Source organism: Nocardia africana NBRC 100379 (assembly GCF_001612635.1).
GTDB lineage: Bacteria > Actinomycetota > Actinomycetes > Mycobacteriales > Mycobacteriaceae > Nocardia > Nocardia africana.
Genome location: NZ_BDAV01000005.1, coordinates 104,315 through 120,235, shown reverse-complemented (window position 1 = coordinate 120,235; position 15,921 = coordinate 104,315). Strand labels below are relative to the sequence as shown.

Here is a 15,921-nt window from a genome sequence, read left to right as displayed (position 1 = left end):
ATCGGGACAACCTGGTCGATTGGTCCGTAATGCGGTAACCAGATCGTTGCGGCAACCTCTGCTGGATGTGATGTCTGCCACTCTACGATCGGTGTAGATCGTGAAGTTGATCGTGATCGCAAGCTGTTCGAGCTGTTGCTGTACCTGTTGCTGTACCTGTCCGGCGAGTTGGGTGCGTTGAGGGGAGCAGGTCGATGGCAAACGAAGTCGTGTCCTCATCCATGATCACCAGCGATTCGACCCACCACATCGCTCGCTGTGTCGGCGGCGACCACTGGGTGGTGTCCTGGCTTCCGGGCCGGACGCTGACCGGCGGTCAGGCGGTGGCGGCTATGAAACTGGCCGGCGCGCTCGTCGACGGCACCCCAGGTGACTCCGACTGGGCGACCCTGGACGCCATGGCACTGCCACTGGGGCTGACCGGCCGCGAGGCGGTCTATCTGGTGGCCTACGAACAGCACGACTTCAGCCGGGCCCCGCGGCCGCGGCACAGCGCGCTGTCCTGACCGCAGCCCCGGTGACGGGTCCGGCGACGGGCCCGTGTGACAGGGCTTCGACTAGGGCGAATCCACCGATCGCGGAGTTGCCCGTACCCTGGTAACCCGAGTGACGTCCCTCGACGAGACCAGGAGCGCGATCGGTGTTCGAATCCCTTTCCGACCGGTTGACCGGTGCCCTGAAGGATCTGCGTGGCAAGGGGCGTCTGTCGCCGGCCGATATCGACGCGACCGCGCGCGAGATCCGGCTGGCCCTGCTCGAGGCCGACGTGGCGCTGCCGGTCGTGCGGCAGTTCATCGCCCGCGTCAAGGAACGCGCCAAGGGCGCCGAGGTATCGGCGGCGCTGAATCCCGCGCAGCAGGTCGTGAAGATCGTCAACGAGGAACTGATCGGCATCCTCGGTGGCGAGACCCGGCGCCTGCAGTTCGCGAAGAACCCGCCCACGGTCGTCATGCTCGCCGGTCTGCAGGGTGCCGGTAAGACCACACTCGCGGGCAAGCTCGCGAAATGGCTGAAGGGCCAAGGGCATACGCCGCTGCTGGTGGCATGTGACCTGCAGCGCCCGGGCGCCGTCACCCAGCTGCAGGTGGTCGGCGAGCGAGCCGGCGTGCCGGTGTTCGCCCCGCATCCCGGCACGTCGATCGGCGGCGGCGACAACGCCCTGGGCGTCACCGCCGCCGACCCGATCCGCGTCGCCGAGGCCGGTGTCGAGGAAGCCGAGCAGAAGCACTACGACATCGTCATCGTCGACACCGCGGGCCGCCTCGGTATCGACGAGGAGCTGATGCGCCAGGCCGCCGGCATCCGCGACGCGGTGCACCCGGACGAGACGCTGTTCGTCCTCGACGCCATGATCGGCCAGGACGCGGTCAGCACCGCCGAGGCCTTCCGCGACGGTGTCGGTTTCACCGGTGTCGTGCTCACCAAGCTCGACGGTGACGCCCGCGGTGGCGCCGCGCTGTCGGTTCGTGAGGTCACCGGCGCCCCGATCCTGTTCGCCTCCACCGGTGAGAAGCTCGAGGACTTCGACGTCTTCCACCCCGACCGCATGTCGAGCCGCATCCTCGGCATGGGCGATCTGCTCACCCTGATCGAACAGGCCGAACAGGTCTACGACCAGCAGCAGGCCGAGGAGGCCGCCCGCAAGATCGGCTCCGGCGAACTCACCCTCGAGGATTTCCTCGACCAGATGCTCGCCATCCGCAAGATGGGCCCGATCGGCAACCTGCTCGGCATGCTGCCGGGCGCCGGTCAGATGAAGGATGTACTGGCCCAGGTCGACGACAAACAACTCGACCGGGTGCAGGCCATCATCCGCGGTATGACCCCCGCCGAGCGCGCCAACCCCAAGATCATCAACGCCTCGCGCCGCCTGCGCATCGCCAACGGTTCCGGCGTCACCGTCTCCGATGTGAACCAACTGGTCGACCGCTTCTTCGAGGCCCGCAAGATGATGGCCGCGATGGGCCGGCAGATGGGTCTGCCGGGAGCGCGCCGCAACGCCAAGGGTAAGAAGGGTAAGAAGGGCAAGAAGGGCGGACGCGGTCCGACCCCGCCGAAGGGTATGCGCGGAGGGTTCCCGGGGATGCCGGGTATGCCGGGCGGAATGCCGGGGATGCCCGCCGCGGGGATGCCGGATCTGTCGAATATGCCCGCGGGGCTGGACGAGTTGCCGCCGGGCCTGGAGGGATTCGATCTGAGCAAGTTGAAGTTCCCCAAGAACTGAACATCCGAAACGGGCGGCGTCGCAAGGCGCCGCCCGTTTCGGGTATCCGGGGTGTAGTGCCGGAACCGATACCGCGGAGGGGCGGCGGTAGGTTGGCATCGACGGCGAGACCGGGTTCGCGACGTGGTCAGGAGGCGGTATGCGGATGCATCTGCGCGGGGTGGTTCTTCCCGACGACGAGGTGCGCGATCTGTGGGTTCGCGACGGGGTGATCTCGTACGAGCCGGTGCTCGACGCCGAAACCCTGTGTGACACAGGGTGGATCGTGCCCGGGCTGGTCGATGCCCACTGCCATGTCGGCATTCGTTACGGCGGCGGGCACGAGGATCGGGAGGGCGCGATCGCGCAGGCCGAGGTGGAACGCGATACGGGGGCCCTGCTGCTGCGCGATGCCGGATCGCCCATCGACACCCGCTTCATCGACGACCACCACGAACTGCCGAAGATCATCCGGGCCGGTCGCCACATCGCCCGGCCCAAGCGGTATATCCGCGAACTGGGCATCGAACTGGACGACGAGCGCGACCTGCCCGATATCGTCGCCGAGCAGGCTCGTTTCGGCGACGGCTGGGTCAAGATCGTCGGTGACTGGATCGATCGCTCCGCCGGTGATCTGCGGCCGCTGTGGAGCGACGCGATCCTGAAGGAGGCCATCGACGCCGCGCACCGGGAGGGCGCCCGCGTCACCGCGCACGTCTTCGGCGAAGACGCGCTGCCCGGCCTCATCAACGCCGGAATCGACTGTCTCGAGCACGGCACCGGACTCACCGCCGACACCATCGAGATGATGGCCGAACACGGCACCGCGCTGGTGCCCACCCTGGTGAATATCGACACCTTCCCCGATATCGCCGACAGTGCGACCAAATTCCCGGTCTACGCCGCCCATATGCGCGATCTGCACCGCCGGGTCCGCCACACCGTCGCCGACGCCCACGCGGCGGGGGTGCCGATCTACACCGGCACCGACGCCGGCGGTTCGATCCGGCACGGCCGCATCGCCGACGAGATCGACGCGCTGGCCGGGGCGGGGCTCTCGCGCCACGAGGCGCTGGCCGCGGCATCGTGGCGGGCGCGCGAGTGGCTCGGCCGACCGGGAATCGAGGACGGCGCACCAGCCGATTTCGTCGTCTACCGCACCGATCCCAGGGGGAGCCGTGCGGCGCTCGACGCACCCGCCTTCGTCGTATTGCGCGGGCGGGTCTACCCGAGGCGCGACCCGGTCACTGGACACAGGTAGGTCGTCAGGGCGGCGATGGGCCCGGCAAACGCGCTGTTCACCAGCCATGGCCGCGGTCCGCGGCCGGCCCGGCCGCTCGAGCCCCGTGCGCGCGGCGGCCCGGCCCGCCGGGTCCGGGGCGATTTCTCCGGGTGCGGGCGCGTCTGGCACAATGAACGACCGTCCTCGTCGAAGACCGCGACCCGCTCGCGGTTCCGTATTCGGGGACAGTGTCAGCCCGTCTCCGGTTACGTACCGCGCGGCGGTCACACACTCAACGCAAAACCGGGTCCGCACCCCCGTGCGGGCTGCTGAATTGCGCCGTGACCACTCAGGCTGCCCTCGGGCGGCCGCCATCGAAAGGCATTGATACAGCCATGGCTGTCAAGATCAAGCTGACCCGTCTGGGCAAGATCCGCAACCCCCAGTACCGCATCGTCGTCGCCGATGCCCGCACCCGCCGCGACGGCCGCGCCATCGAGAACGTCGGCAAGTACCACCCGAAGGAAGAGCCCTCGCTGATCGAGGTCGACTCCGAGCGCGTGCAGTACTGGCTGGGAGTCGGCGCGCAGCCGACCGAGCCGGTCAAGCGTCTGCTGGAGATCACCGGCGACTGGCAGAAGTTCAAGGGCCTGCCGGGCGCCGAGGGCACCCTGAAGGTCAAGGCCGCCAAGCCGAGCAAGCTGGACCTGTTCAACGCCGCCCTGGCCGCCGCCGACAGCGAGCCGGTCGCCGAGGCCGTCACCCCCAAGAAGAAGAAGTCCAAGGCCGCCGAGGGCGAGGGTGAGGCCGAGGCCGCGACCGAGGCTGCCGAGTAACGTGAGCGAGCGCAGCGAGCGAACCGACGGCACAGCTGCCACCGCAGTCATGCCGGAACCGAGCGCCAGCGAGGTGGAGGCATGAGTGCGGTCGTCGCCGATGCCGTCGAGCACCTGGTGCGCGGCATCGTCGCCAATCCGGACGACGTGCGCGTCGATCTGATCACCAGCCGGCGGGGACGCACCGTCGAGGTCCACGTCCACCCCGACGATCTGGGCAAGGTGATCGGCCGCGGCGGTCGTACCGCGACCGCGCTGCGCACCCTGGTCGCCGGTATCGGTGGCCGGGGTATCCGGGTCGACGTGGTCGATACCGATCAGTAGATGGAACTGGTAGTCGGGCGGGTCGCCAAATCGCACGGTGTGCGTGGCGAACTCGTGGTCGAGGTACGTACCGACGAACCCGAACTCCGCTTCGCTCCCGGCGCCCGCCTGCGTGGCCGGGCGCCGAGAAGCGAGGCGGTGGACATTTTCACGGTGGAGTCGGCCCGAGAGCATTCGGGCCGGCTTCTCGTTCGTCTCGAGGGTGTCGGCGACCGTACCGCCGCGGATGCGTTGCGCGGCACCCTCTTTCTCGTCGATACGGCCGACCTTCCGCCGTCGGAGGACCCCGACGAGTTCTACGATCACGAACTCGAAGGTTTGAGCGTGCGGCTCGCGGACGGGACCGAGATCGGCACCGTGACCGAGGTATTGCATTCGGCCGCAGGCGAATTGCTGTCCATCCGGGCCGGCGCGGGCGCCGGCGGGCGTGCCGGTCGTGAGATTCTGGTGCCCTTCGTGACCGCGATCGTGCCGACCGTGTCGATCGCCGAGGGCCTGATCGTGATCGACCCACCCGAAGGTCTGCTGGACGAGGAGTAGTGATGGGCATCGGAGCCGACGAGCCCGCGCAGCGCTCGTCAGCTCTGCGCATCGACGTCGTCACCATCTTCCCCGAATATCTCGAGCCGCTACGGACCGCGTTGCTGGGCAAGGCGATCGAGAAGGGCATAGTTCAACTCGGCGTGTACAATCTGCGGCGCTGGACCCACGACGTGCATCAGTCGGTCGACGACGCTCCCTACGGGGGCGGGCCGGGCATGGTCATGAAACCCGCCGTCTGGGGCGATGCGCTCGATGAGGTGTGCCCGGACGACGCATTGCTCGTCGTGCCGACGCCGGCCGGAGTGCCGTTCACCCAGGAAACCGCCCAGCGCTGGTCCACCGAATCGCATCTGGTCTTCGCCTGCGGCCGCTACGAGGGGATCGATCAGCGCGTCTTCGACGACGCCGCCCGCCGGGTACGGGTGGAAGAGGTCAGCATCGGCGATTACGTCCTGATCGGCGGGGAGGCCGCCGTGCTGGTGATGGCCGAGGCGGTGGTGCGCCTGATCCCCGGCGTCCTGGGCAATCAGGCCTCCCATCAACAGGATTCGTTCTCCGACGGGCTGCTGGAAGGCCCCAGCTACACCCGGCCGGTGAGCTGGCGCGGACTCGATGTGCCCGAGATTCTGCTGTCGGGCAATCACGCGCGCATCGACGCGTGGCGCCGAGAGCAGTCGATGCGGCGCACCCGGGAGCGCCGCCCGGATCTGCTGCCGCCGGAGTAGCCGAACACCCTGCGCTGCAGGACTTCACCCGGCCGGCGTGGCATTCGCCCTGTCGCCGGTATCGCGTGCCCGACGCGCCCACGAGGGGGTGCGGATGTGCGCTCGCCGAGATTGCCGAGTTCGATCGCATTCACGAGTTCGGCGAGCCTGTGGCCAGGCGGTTTTCGGTTATTCCCGGCCGCGATGCGCCGACAGCGGGTGCGGCTGCGTGCGCACCGGGCGCTCCACCTGGTCTGCTGTCGGCGGCCGACGGTAGTGTCAGCCAGCGTGACGACAGCCTCCGAACCCGTCAGCACCGAAGCCACCACCGGCCCGGAAGCCGCCGCCCCTGGAAAGGTCCGCCTTGCCAGTGTCGGCAGGCGGATCGCCGAGGAGCTCTCGGTCCGTGACGAACAGGTCCGTGCCGCCGTAGAGCTGCTCGACGGCGGGTCGACCGTGCCGTTCATCGCCCGGTACCGCAAGGAGGTGACGGGCGGGCTCGACGACGCGCAGCTGCGCCAACTGGAGGAGCGGCTGCACTACCTGCGCGAACTCGACGAGCGCCGGAATTCGATCCTGGAATCCATTCGCGGGCAGGGCAAATTGGATGCCGCGCTGGAACAGCAGATCATGCTCGCGGAGACCAAGGCCCGCCTCGAGGACATCTACCTGCCCTACAAGCCGAAGCGGCGCACCAAGGCGCAGATCGCCCGCGAGGCCGGGCACGAACCGGTCGCCGACGCCCTCATCGGCGACCCTGCCACCGATCCGTCCGGCTACACCGCAGAACAGCTCGACGGTGCCCGCGCGATCCTGGTGGAGCGATTCGCCGAAGACGCCGACCTTGTCGGTGAACTGCGCGAATTGATGTGGGAGCGTGGACAGGTCACCTCGCGGGTCCGGACCGGTAAGGAAGAGGCCGGGGCCAAATTCGCCGACTACTTCGAATTCAGCGAGCCGTTCGCCAAACTGCCCTCGCACCGCATCCTGGCGCTGCTGCGCGGCGAGAAGGAAGATGTGCTGAGCCTGTCGCTCGAACCCGACACCGAGGAACCGGAACCGGGGCAGCGCACCATCTACGAGGGCCGGATCGCGCACAAATTCGGCATCGCCGACCAGGGACGCCCCGCCGACACCTGGTTGCTGGACACCGTGCGCTGGGCATGGCGGACCAAACTGCAGGTCAGCCTCGGTATCGACATCCGGATGCGGTTGCGGCAGTCCGCGGAGAAGGACGCCGTCGACATCTTCGCCGCCAATCTGCGTGACCTGCTGCTCGCCGCACCGGCCGGCACCCGCACCACCATGGGGCTGGACCCGGGCTACCGCACCGGCGTGAAGGTGGCCGTGGTGGACGGCACCGGCAAGGTGGTGGCCACCGAGACGATCTATCCGCACAAACCGCAGGGTCAGACGGAGAAGTCGCTCGCGGTGCTCGGGGCGCTGGTGGCGCGGTTCGACGTGGAGCTCATCGCGATCGGCAACGGCACCGCGTCCCGGGAGACCGACGCCCTTGCCGCGGAACTGATTTCGCGGATCGGTGCGACGCCCGGCGCGCGGAAGCCGACCAAGATCGTGGTGTCGGAAGCGGGCGCCTCGGTGTATTCCGCCTCCGCGTACGCCTCGCAGGAGCTGCCGGACCTGGACGTCTCGCTGCGCGGCGCGGTCTCGATCGCGCGCCGGCTGCAGGATCCGCTGGCCGAACTGGTGAAGATCGAGCCGAAGTCCATCGGCGTCGGCCAGTACCAGCACGACGTCTCCGAGACCCTGCTGGCCCGGTCGCTGGGCGCGGTGGTCGAGGACGCGGTGAACGCGGTCGGTGTCGACGTCAACACGGCCTCCGTGCCGCTGCTGTCGCGCGTCTCCGGCATCGCCTCCTCTGTCGCGGAATCGATTGTGGCGCATCGCGATCAGAACGGGCCGTTCCGCAGTCGCACCGCCCTGCTCGAGGTGCCGCGGCTGGGCCCCAAGGCGTTCGAACAGTGCGCGGGCTTCCTGCGCATCCGCGGCGGCGACGACCCGCTGGACTCCTCGGCCGTGCACCCGGAGGCGTATCCGGTGGTGCGCCGGATCCTGGAGGCGACCGGACGCGATGTGCCCGGGCTGATCGGCAACACCTCCGCCCTGCGGGCACTGCGGCCGGACGAATTCACCGACGAGAAATTCGGTGTGCCGACCGTCACCGACATCATCGCCGAGCTCGAGAAGCCCGGCCGTGACCCGCGCCCGGAGTTCAAGACCGCCGAATTCGCCGCCGGCGTGGAGAAGGTCGCCGACCTCGAACCCGGCATGGTGCTCGAAGGTGTGGTGACGAACGTGGCCGCCTTCGGCGCCTTCGTCGATGTGGGTGTCCATCAGGACGGCCTGGTCCACGTCTCGGCCATGTCGCATTCGTTCGTCCGCGATCCCCGCGAGATCGTGAAGTCCGGTGACGTGGTGAAGGTGAAGGTGCTGGAGGTCGACGTCGCCCGCCAGCGCATCGGCCTGAGCCTGCGTCTGGACGACGAGCCCGGCGCGGGCAAACCCGAGAAGGGTGGCGCGGGCCAGCGCGGTGGGCAGAACCGGGGTGGTCAGCCGCGCGGTGGCCAGGGCAACCAGGGCCGCGGCGGCCAGGATCGCGGTGGGCAGAACCGTGGCGGCGGCCAGGGCAAGGGGCAGGGCCGAAACCAGCAGCGTCGCAATGCGCCCGAACCGTCGGGCGCGATGGCGGATGCGCTGCGCCGCGCCGGTTTCGGGCGGTAGGTCTCGGCGGCCGCCGCATTCGGGTTCGGCCCGACCGCGGCGGCCGGGTACGGGACAATGGAGTCGCGGGGTCCGGTCTCGGTGATCGGCCTCGCGGGGCATCACTACCCCGACCGCGGTTCCGAGTGAGGGGACGACGGCTGTGCGGCGCTGGTTCGACGACGCGATCCTCGCGGAGGGACGCCTGCCGTTGCTGTGCTTCCTGCTCGGCTTCATCGTCGGATTCCTGCTGATCCGGCTCAGCGTGCGGATGATTCGCAAACAGGTGCGCTGGTGGCCCGGCAACCTGCGCGCCGGCAACGTGCATATTCACCACATGGTGTTCGGAGTGGTGCTGGTGCTGGCGTCGGGACTGGGCTTGGTCGCGACCTACAACAGCGGAGTCGGCACCATCTCCGCGCTCGCCTCGACGTTCGGGGTCGGTGCGGCCCTGGTGCTCGACGAATTCGCGCTGATCTACTACCTGCGCGATGTGTACTGGGAGGAACAGGGGCGCACCTCGGTCGATGCGGTGTTCGTCGCGGTAGCGGTCACCGGGTTGCTGTTGCTCGGCTTCCACCCGCTGTGGCTGCTCGACGTCAACGACATCCGGCACGACAGCAGCGTCGCGGGACGCAGTTTCCTCGGCATCTTCGCCCTGGTGAATCTGGTGCTGGCCGCGATCGTCATCGCCAAGGGCAAGATCTGGACCGGATTGTTCGGCATGTTCTTCCTGCCGTTGCTGGTCGTGGGCGCACTGCGGCTGAGCCGGCCGGGTGCGCCGTGGGCGCGCTGGCGCTACGGCGAACGCCGCCGCCTGATGTACCGGGCGGTCGTACGCGAACGCCGCTACCGGCGGCCGGTGATCCGGGCCAAGATCTTCGTGCAGGATCTGGTCGCCGGCAAACCCGATGTCGAGCATGTGCGCAGTGCGGCCGAGGAAGAATTGGCGCGTACCGTGGTCCCCGCTCCGCCCGCCCACCTGCGGACCAGAGCGATGCGGGCATCCATGCACGAGGGACCGCACCACCCGGGTCCCGCGGACGCGCCGCCACCCGCGGATACGCCGCGACCGGCCGATGCTGACGACGACCTGACGGCGTTCCACCCGCAGCACTCCGGACATTGACGGCCGGGACGGCGCGGAACCCGGGGGCGATTTTTCCCGCAGCGGCCTGATCTGGCACAATGCTCAGGTTGCTCTGGGCGCATTCGACCCGGCGCACCGCCCACTATCCGGAGCACGAACCGGCCGAGCAGTTGCCGCCAGGTTCCTCTGTTCACGCGAACTTCCAAAGGACGGAAATGAACACCCTCGACTTCGTCGACGAAAAGTCGCTGCGCACCGACATCCCGGACTTCCGCCCGGGTGACACGGTGAACGTGCACGTGAAGGTTATCGAAGGTAACAAGGAGCGCATCCAGGTCTTCAAGGGTGCGGTCATCCGCCGCCAGGGTGGCGGCATCCGCGAGACCTTCACCGTGCGCAAGGTGTCGTTCGGCGTGGGTGTCGAGCGCACCTTCCCGGTACACAGCCCCAACATCGACCACATCGATGTGGTGACCCGCGGTGACGTCCGCCGGGCCAAGCTGTACTACCTGCGCGATCTGCGCGGCAAGGCCGCCAAGATCAAGGAGAAGCGCTGAACATCAGGGCTCTGCCCGTTCACGCCTGCCCCCGGTCCTCGCGACCGGGGGTTTTCCTTTTCGCGGCCGGGATATGCCCGCCTTCTCGGCGCGCAGGGTGCGCCGGGGCGACGACGAACATGGCTGCGGGATAACCTGTTCGGCGTGGCAGACGAAAGCGAGTCGGTGGCGGTGCCCGGAGCCGATGACAAACGTGCCGGTGGCGAACGCAGAGGCGAGTCCGGATCGCGCAGCCGGCGCGGCAGGCGCAAGCGCAAGCAGCGGCCCTTCTGGCAAGAACTGCCGATCCTGATCGTCATCGCCGCCGTCATCGCGGCGCTGGTGGTGAATTTCATCGGCCGGCCGTATGTGATCCCGTCGCAGTCGATGGAACCGACTCTGCACGGCTGCACGGGCTGCACGGGCGACCGGATCTACGTCGAGAAGCTGAGCTACGACTTCGGTCATCCCGAGCCGGGCGACGTCGTGGTGTTCGTCGGCCCGAGCGGCTCGTGGAACAAGTCCTACCACTCCAACCGCTCCAGCAACGTCGTCGTGCGCGGCGTGCAGAACTTCTTCTCGTTCTTCGGACTGGTGCCGCCGGATGAGAACGACCTGGTCAAGCGGGTGATCGCGACCGGCGGCCAGACCGTGCAGTGCTGCGATGCGCAGGGCCGGGTGATGGTCGACGGCAAACCACTCGACGAGCCGTATGCGCACTACATCTACCCCTATCAGCCGGGGCTGCCCTATGCGACCAAGGTGGCCGGCGGGCTGTCGATCGACCCGCGCGGCCGGGAATTCGGTCCGGTCAAGGTGCCCGAGGGCAATCTGTGGGTGATGGGTGACAACCGCAACGAATCCGCGGATTCGCGCGCCCATGTCGACGACGAGTACTCCGGCACCGTGCCGGTCGACGCTGTGCGCGGTAAAGCGGTGTTCAAGATCTGGCCGCCGAGCCGGATCGGGCCGGTCCGATCACAGAATCCGCAGACGAACTGAGGCGCGCGGCGCGAGATAATCGAGTCACGGGATAGTCGAACGGTAGGTGCAGTGGCGGAGACATCGCGACGCACGACGCGCAACGGTAAGGGCGGCAAGATCATCCGGCCGGTGGTTCGCACGGGAGATTGGCCGCCGCGAGTGGTGATGCGGCGGGCCGGTGGTCTGCGCACGCTGGAAGCGGCACTGATCCGCAGCGGCCTCGGGCCCGTCGCGGGTGTCGACGAGGCGGGGCGGGGATGCTGCGCCGGTCCCCTCGTGGTCGCGGCCTGTCTGCTCGCGCCGAAGGCCTACGATTCCCTTGCGGGACTGGACGATTCGAAGAAGCTGACCGAGGCCGTGCGCGAGCAGTTGTATCCGGTGATCGTGCGCCGCGCGTTGGCCTGGAAGGTCGTGGTGATTCCCGCCTGGGAGATCGACGCGATCGGCATCCATGTCGCCAATATCGAGGGCATGCGCCGGGCGGTAGCGGGTTTGGACGTGCGGCCCGGCTACGTGCTCACCGACGGCTTCCGGGTGCCGGGTATCAGCGTGCCGTCGCTGCCGGTGATCGGCGGCGACGCGGCGGCGGCCTGTATCGCCGCGGCCAGCATCCTCGCCAAGGTCACACGCGACCGAATCATGGTCGAGATGGATCGTGACCTGCCCGGATACGGATTCGCCGCGCACAAGGGCTACAACACGCCCGAGCATCTGGCGGCGCTGGAGCGGCTCGGGCCCAGTGACGAGCACCGCCGGTCGTGGCGCAACGTCCGGGGTACCGAGGCCGGGGAGACCGGGCGGGTGGCTGTCGATCCGGCCCATGCGGGATGATGTGACCTACACGCGTTCGTGGCGATAGAGGAGGATATTCCACCCGATGAGCGAGCGGAGCGAGGCATGAGCGCCGAGGACCTCGAGAAGTACGAAACCGAGATGGAACTCTCGCTGTATCGCGAGTACAAGGACATCGTCGGTCAATTCTCGTACGTCGTCGAGACCGAACGCCGCTTCTATCTGGCCAATTCTGTCGAGTTGCGCCCGCAGAACGCCGACGGTGAAGTGTATTTCGAGGTGCGGATGTCGGATGCGTGGGTCTGGGATATGTATCGGCCCGCCCGCTTCGTCAAACACGTCCGCGTCATCACGTTCAAGGACGTGAACATCGAGGAGTTGGAGAAGCCGGACCTGCGCCTTCCCGAATAGAGAGCAGTAGGCGAGAACCGGGGCCGACCTGGGGAGATCGTTCGTCGGCCCGGCCGTTGATCCACAGCCCGGGGTTCATCCACAGAGTTTCTGTTTCCGCAGGTGAGGCCCGCAGAGCGTAGTGTCGCCGACGGCATGCTGAGCGGGTGGCACACAATCTGGCGCTCGGCGCCCACGGAGAAGAACTGGCCGCGCAGTTCCTGCAGGGGGCCGGGATGCGGATCGTCGAACGAAATTGGCGGTGTCGCTACGGCGAACTGGACCTCATCGTCCGGGAAGCCGACACCACGGCCTTCGTCGAGGTCAAGACACGGTCCGGGCTGGGATTCGGCACACCGGCCGAGTCGGTGACCTTCGCCAAACAACAGCGCATTCGCCGGCTCGCGCTGCTGTGGCTGGCCGAACAGAGCGGACCGTGGCGGCAGGTCCGCTTCGATGTGGTGTCGGTCCTGCTGCTCCCGGGCCGGGACCCGCGGATCGAGCACGTCCGGGCGGCGTTCTGATGGCCCTCGGACGCGCTCATTCGGTGGCCGTGACCGGGGTGGACGGGCAACTCGTCGAGATCGAGGCCGATATCGGGCAGGGGTTGCCCTCGGTTCATCTGGTCGGGCGCCCGGACACCACCTTGCAGGAATCGAGGGACCGGGTACGGGCCGCGGTCGCGAACTCCGGGGAGAAATGGCCCGACGGCCGCGTCATTCTCGCCCTGTCACCCGCGACGCTGCCGAAGGTCGGCAGCGTGTACGACCTGGCATTGGCCGCCGCCGTGCTGCACGCCGGTGATTCGGTGCCCGGATCGAAGCTCGCCGGTACGGTCCTGCTCGGCGAGCTGGCCCTCGACGGCCGGGTGCGGCGGGTGCGGGGCATCCTTCCCGCCGTGCTGGCGGCGCGAACCGCGGGCCGCAAGACCGTCGTGGTGCCGGAGTCGGTGCTCGGGGAGGCTGGGCTGGTGGACGGGATCACCGTGCTCGGGGCGCCGACACTGCGCGCGCTGATCGACTGGTTGCGTGGCGACGGCGAATTGTCGGCGCCGGACGGTAGCTATACCGCCCCGCGGCGAAGTATCGGCGACCTCAACGAGGTAGTCGGTCAGGACGAGGCGCGGTGGGCGTTGGAGGTGGCCGCGGCGGGGGGCCACCATCTGTTGCTGACGGGGCCGCCGGGCATCGGCAAAACCATGTTGGCGCAACGGCTTCCGGGTCTGCTGCCGCCTTTGACGGAATCGGAGTCGCTGGAGGTCACCGCCATCCATTCGGTGGCCGGGACGCTGTCGGACGATCATCCGCTCATCACGACGGCACCGTTCGTGGCACCGCACCATTCGACCTCGGTCTCGGCGATGGTCGGCGGTGGCTCCGGATCCGCGCGGCCGGGCGCCGTCAGCCGGGCCCATCGCGGTGTCCTCTTTCTCGACGAATGTGCCGAAATCGGAACCAAGGTGCTGGAGGCGTTGCGAACGCCGTTGGAGGAGGGTGAGGTTCGCATTGCCCGCCGCGACGGCGTGGCGCGATATCCGGCCCGCTTCCAGCTCATCCTGGCGGCCAATCCCTGTCCGTGCGCTCCGGCCCGCGACGTCGACTGCATCTGTGCACCGCTGGCTCGCCGCAGGTATCTGGGCAAACTGTCCGGACCGCTGATGGATCGCATCGATATCTGGGTTCAGATGCATGCGCACGCCGCCGGAACGTTCACTCCCTCCGACGCCGAATCCAGTGTGGTCGTGCGAGAACGGGTCGAGCTGGCGCGGCAGGTCGCGGCGCGGCGCTGGTCCGAATACGGGTGGACCGTCAATGCCGAGGTGCCGGGACATGTGCTGCGCCAGCGCTTCCGGCTGGCGGCCGACGCGCTGGCGCCGGTGGAGAGTGCGCTGCGTCAGGGCCGGATGTCCGCCCGCGGTGCGGATCGGGCGATCCGGGTCGCGTGGACAGTCTGCGATTTGCGCGGGGGAGATGCGCCGTCGGCGCAGGACGTGCTGCAGGCGTTGAACTTTCGGCAACGCGGCGTGTCCTGAGTTGTCGAGCGCGCCCGTCGGCGCTCATCGTCTGGGCGTGGGCGTGGGCGTGGGCGTGGGCGTGGGCGTGGGCGTGGGCGTGGGCGTGGGCGTGGGCGTGGGCGTGGGTACCGATGACCGAATGTGCGCAGTGAGGGAGGGAATTGATGATCGGTAGGTCGATGGCCTGTGCGGGAACGGGGGCCGCCGAACGCGGTCGAACTCGAGAACGAGCGGACAGGCAGAACGTGTTTCGCAGGGCGGGATTCGGCACGAACCCGATGCCGGCCTGTCGAGTTCGGCGACAGCACCGACATGCGGGCGGCCTCGGCGGCGAGGCGGGGGTGTGGCGGTGACCCGTTACGGCGCGGACGGTGATTCGATTGGCGTGGAGGCCGTTTCGGGCGGTGGTGTCGCGTCGTTGGTCACCGTCGACGCGGACGAACAGCGGCTGGCGTGGGTCTATCTGTCGCGCGTGGTGGAGGGACCGTGTCCGGCGTTGTCGGCGCTCATCGCGCGAGTCGGCGTGGTGGAGGCGGCGCGCGCGGTGCGGGAATGCGATCTGCCCGAATCGCTGCGCGGTCCGACCGAACGGCGCCGCGACGTCGACCGCGCCGAGCGCGATCTCGAGCTGATGGCGCGCATCGGCGGGCGGGTGATCACTCCGGACGACCCGGAGTGGCCGCAGTGGCGCCTGCTGGGCCTGACCCAGCTCGACCCGGCCCGCGATGCCGACGCCGCAGTGCCGCTGGTGTTGTGGGCGCGCGGCCCGTTGTCCTTGCAGCAGTACACCGAACAGGCTCTGGCCGTGGTGGGAGCTCGCTGCTCCTCGGGATACGGCGAACAGGTCACCGCCGAACTCGCGGGGGAATTGGCCGCGCACGGCTGGACGATCGTGTCGGGCGCGGCCTTCGGCATCGACGGGATGGCGCATCGCGCGGCGCTGGCCGTCGGTGGTCCCACCATCGCCGTGCTGGCATGCGGCGTCGACCGCCCCTATCCCGCTCAGCACGAACGCCTCTTGGCCGAGATCGCCGAAACCGGTCTGGTGGTGAGCGAATACCCGCCCGGCGCCGCCGCCCTCAAACACCGGTTTCTCGCTCGGAACCGTTTGATCGCGGCGCTGTCCGACGGGGTGCTGGTGGTCGAGGCGGGTGTGCGCAGCGGGGCGCGCAATACCGCGAAATGGGCTCGCCGCCTGGGCCGTCCGGCGCTCGCGGTGCCGGGGCCGATCACCGCTGCGGCATCGGTCGGCTGCCACCGCATGATCCGCGACCGGGAAGCCATCCTCGTCACCCGGGTCGACGAAATCCACGACGAGGTCGGGCCGTTGCGACTGTCGCTGCCCGCGGGCAGCGAAGCCGGTGCCGATCTCGCCGGGGACCAGGCGGCCGTCTTCGCGGAACTGCCCGTCGCCGGTTCCCGACTGCCGAAACAGATCGCCGACGAGAGCGGCCTCGCCATCCACGCGGTGCGCGCGGCACTGGTCGCCCTCGAGGTCGCCGGGCTGGTCGGGTCGGACAGTTCGGGCTGGTTCCGCACCGTGCGAAAGGGGGCGTGACAGG

At 68.6% G+C, this 15,921-nt stretch carries 16 protein-coding genes; all 16 read left to right on the top strand.

All coding sequences use genetic code 11. The annotated features are described in order from the left end of the window. Nucleotides 1–194 precede the first annotated feature (194 nt). Complete coding sequence (locus NA3_RS05745; protein WP_036503669.1) at nt 195–506, top strand: hypothetical protein; 312 nt, start codon at nt 195–197, stop codon at nt 504–506. A gap of 134 nt (nt 507–640) precedes the next feature. Further along, nucleotides 641–2,224, top strand: a complete 1,584-nt coding sequence (gene ffh / locus NA3_RS05740; RefSeq protein ID WP_062962502.1) for a signal recognition particle protein — start codon at nt 641–643, stop codon at nt 2,222–2,224. Between the two features lie 145 nt (nt 2,225–2,369). Next, complete coding sequence (locus NA3_RS05735; RefSeq protein WP_062962892.1) at nt 2,370–3,464, top strand: amidohydrolase family protein; 1,095 nt, start codon at nt 2,370–2,372, stop codon at nt 3,462–3,464. A 356-nt stretch (nt 3,465–3,820) separates the two neighbouring features. Next, complete coding sequence (gene rpsP, locus NA3_RS05730; RefSeq protein ID WP_062962501.1) at nt 3,821–4,261, top strand: 30S ribosomal protein S16; 441 nt, start codon at nt 3,821–3,823, stop codon at nt 4,259–4,261. 81 nt (nt 4,262–4,342) lie between these two features. Beyond that, nucleotides 4,343–4,585: an RNA-binding protein gene (locus tag NA3_RS05725; RefSeq protein ID WP_036503663.1), complete on the top strand. Its 243-nt coding sequence runs from the start codon at nt 4,343–4,345 to the stop codon at nt 4,583–4,585. Continuing rightward, a complete protein-coding gene (gene rimM, locus NA3_RS05720) occupies nt 4,586–5,125 on the top strand; it encodes a ribosome maturation factor RimM (protein WP_062962500.1) in 540 nt (179 codons plus the stop codon). It begins immediately after the preceding gene. Between the two features lie 44 nt (nt 5,126–5,169). After that, entirely contained in the window at nt 5,170–5,853 is a 684-nt protein-coding gene (gene trmD, locus NA3_RS05715; protein WP_062962891.1) for a tRNA (guanosine(37)-N1)-methyltransferase TrmD, read from the top strand. A 267-nt stretch (nt 5,854–6,120) separates the two neighbouring features. Continuing rightward, nucleotides 6,121–8,574, top strand: a complete 2,454-nt coding sequence (locus NA3_RS05710) for a Tex family protein (protein ID WP_176580257.1) — start codon at nt 6,121–6,123, stop codon at nt 8,572–8,574. A gap of 142 nt (nt 8,575–8,716) precedes the next feature. Next, the gene (locus tag NA3_RS05705; RefSeq protein WP_084491248.1) at nt 8,717–9,682 is read left to right on the top strand and encodes a hypothetical protein; all 966 of its coding nucleotides are present in this window, start codon (nt 8,717–8,719) and stop codon (nt 9,680–9,682) included. A 176-nt stretch (nt 9,683–9,858) separates the two neighbouring features. After that, the gene (gene rplS / locus NA3_RS05700) at nt 9,859–10,200 is read left to right on the top strand and encodes a 50S ribosomal protein L19 (protein WP_030513071.1); all 342 of its coding nucleotides are present in this window, start codon (nt 9,859–9,861) and stop codon (nt 10,198–10,200) included. A gap of 144 nt (nt 10,201–10,344) precedes the next feature. Further along, on the top strand, nt 10,345–11,181 hold the full coding sequence (lepB, locus tag NA3_RS05695) for a signal peptidase I (RefSeq protein ID WP_227995008.1): 837 nt from the start codon (nt 10,345–10,347) through the stop codon (nt 11,179–11,181). Between the two features lie 111 nt (nt 11,182–11,292). Further along, nucleotides 11,293–11,994 (top strand): ribonuclease HII, encoded by a 702-nt coding sequence (locus NA3_RS05690; RefSeq protein WP_258562318.1) that lies wholly within the window; start codon nt 11,293–11,295, stop codon nt 11,992–11,994. Between the two features lie 66 nt (nt 11,995–12,060). After that, nucleotides 12,061–12,366, top strand: a complete 306-nt coding sequence (locus NA3_RS05685) for a DUF2469 domain-containing protein (protein WP_011210678.1) — start codon at nt 12,061–12,063, stop codon at nt 12,364–12,366. A 146-nt stretch (nt 12,367–12,512) separates the two neighbouring features. Continuing rightward, on the top strand, nt 12,513–12,869 hold the full coding sequence (locus tag NA3_RS05680) for a YraN family protein (protein ID WP_062962499.1): 357 nt from the start codon (nt 12,513–12,515) through the stop codon (nt 12,867–12,869). Continuing rightward, nucleotides 12,869–14,377 (top strand): YifB family Mg chelatase-like AAA ATPase, encoded by a 1,509-nt coding sequence (locus tag NA3_RS05675; protein WP_062962498.1) that lies wholly within the window; start codon nt 12,869–12,871, stop codon nt 14,375–14,377. Before NA3_RS05680 ends, NA3_RS05675 begins: the two co-directional genes overlap by 1 nt. Before the next feature lie 430 nt (nt 14,378–14,807). Continuing rightward, nucleotides 14,808–15,917, top strand: coding sequence for a DNA-processing protein DprA (dprA, locus tag NA3_RS05670; RefSeq protein WP_062962887.1), 1,110 nt, complete (start codon nt 14,808–14,810; stop codon nt 15,915–15,917). Nucleotides 15,918–15,921 lie beyond the last annotated feature (4 nt).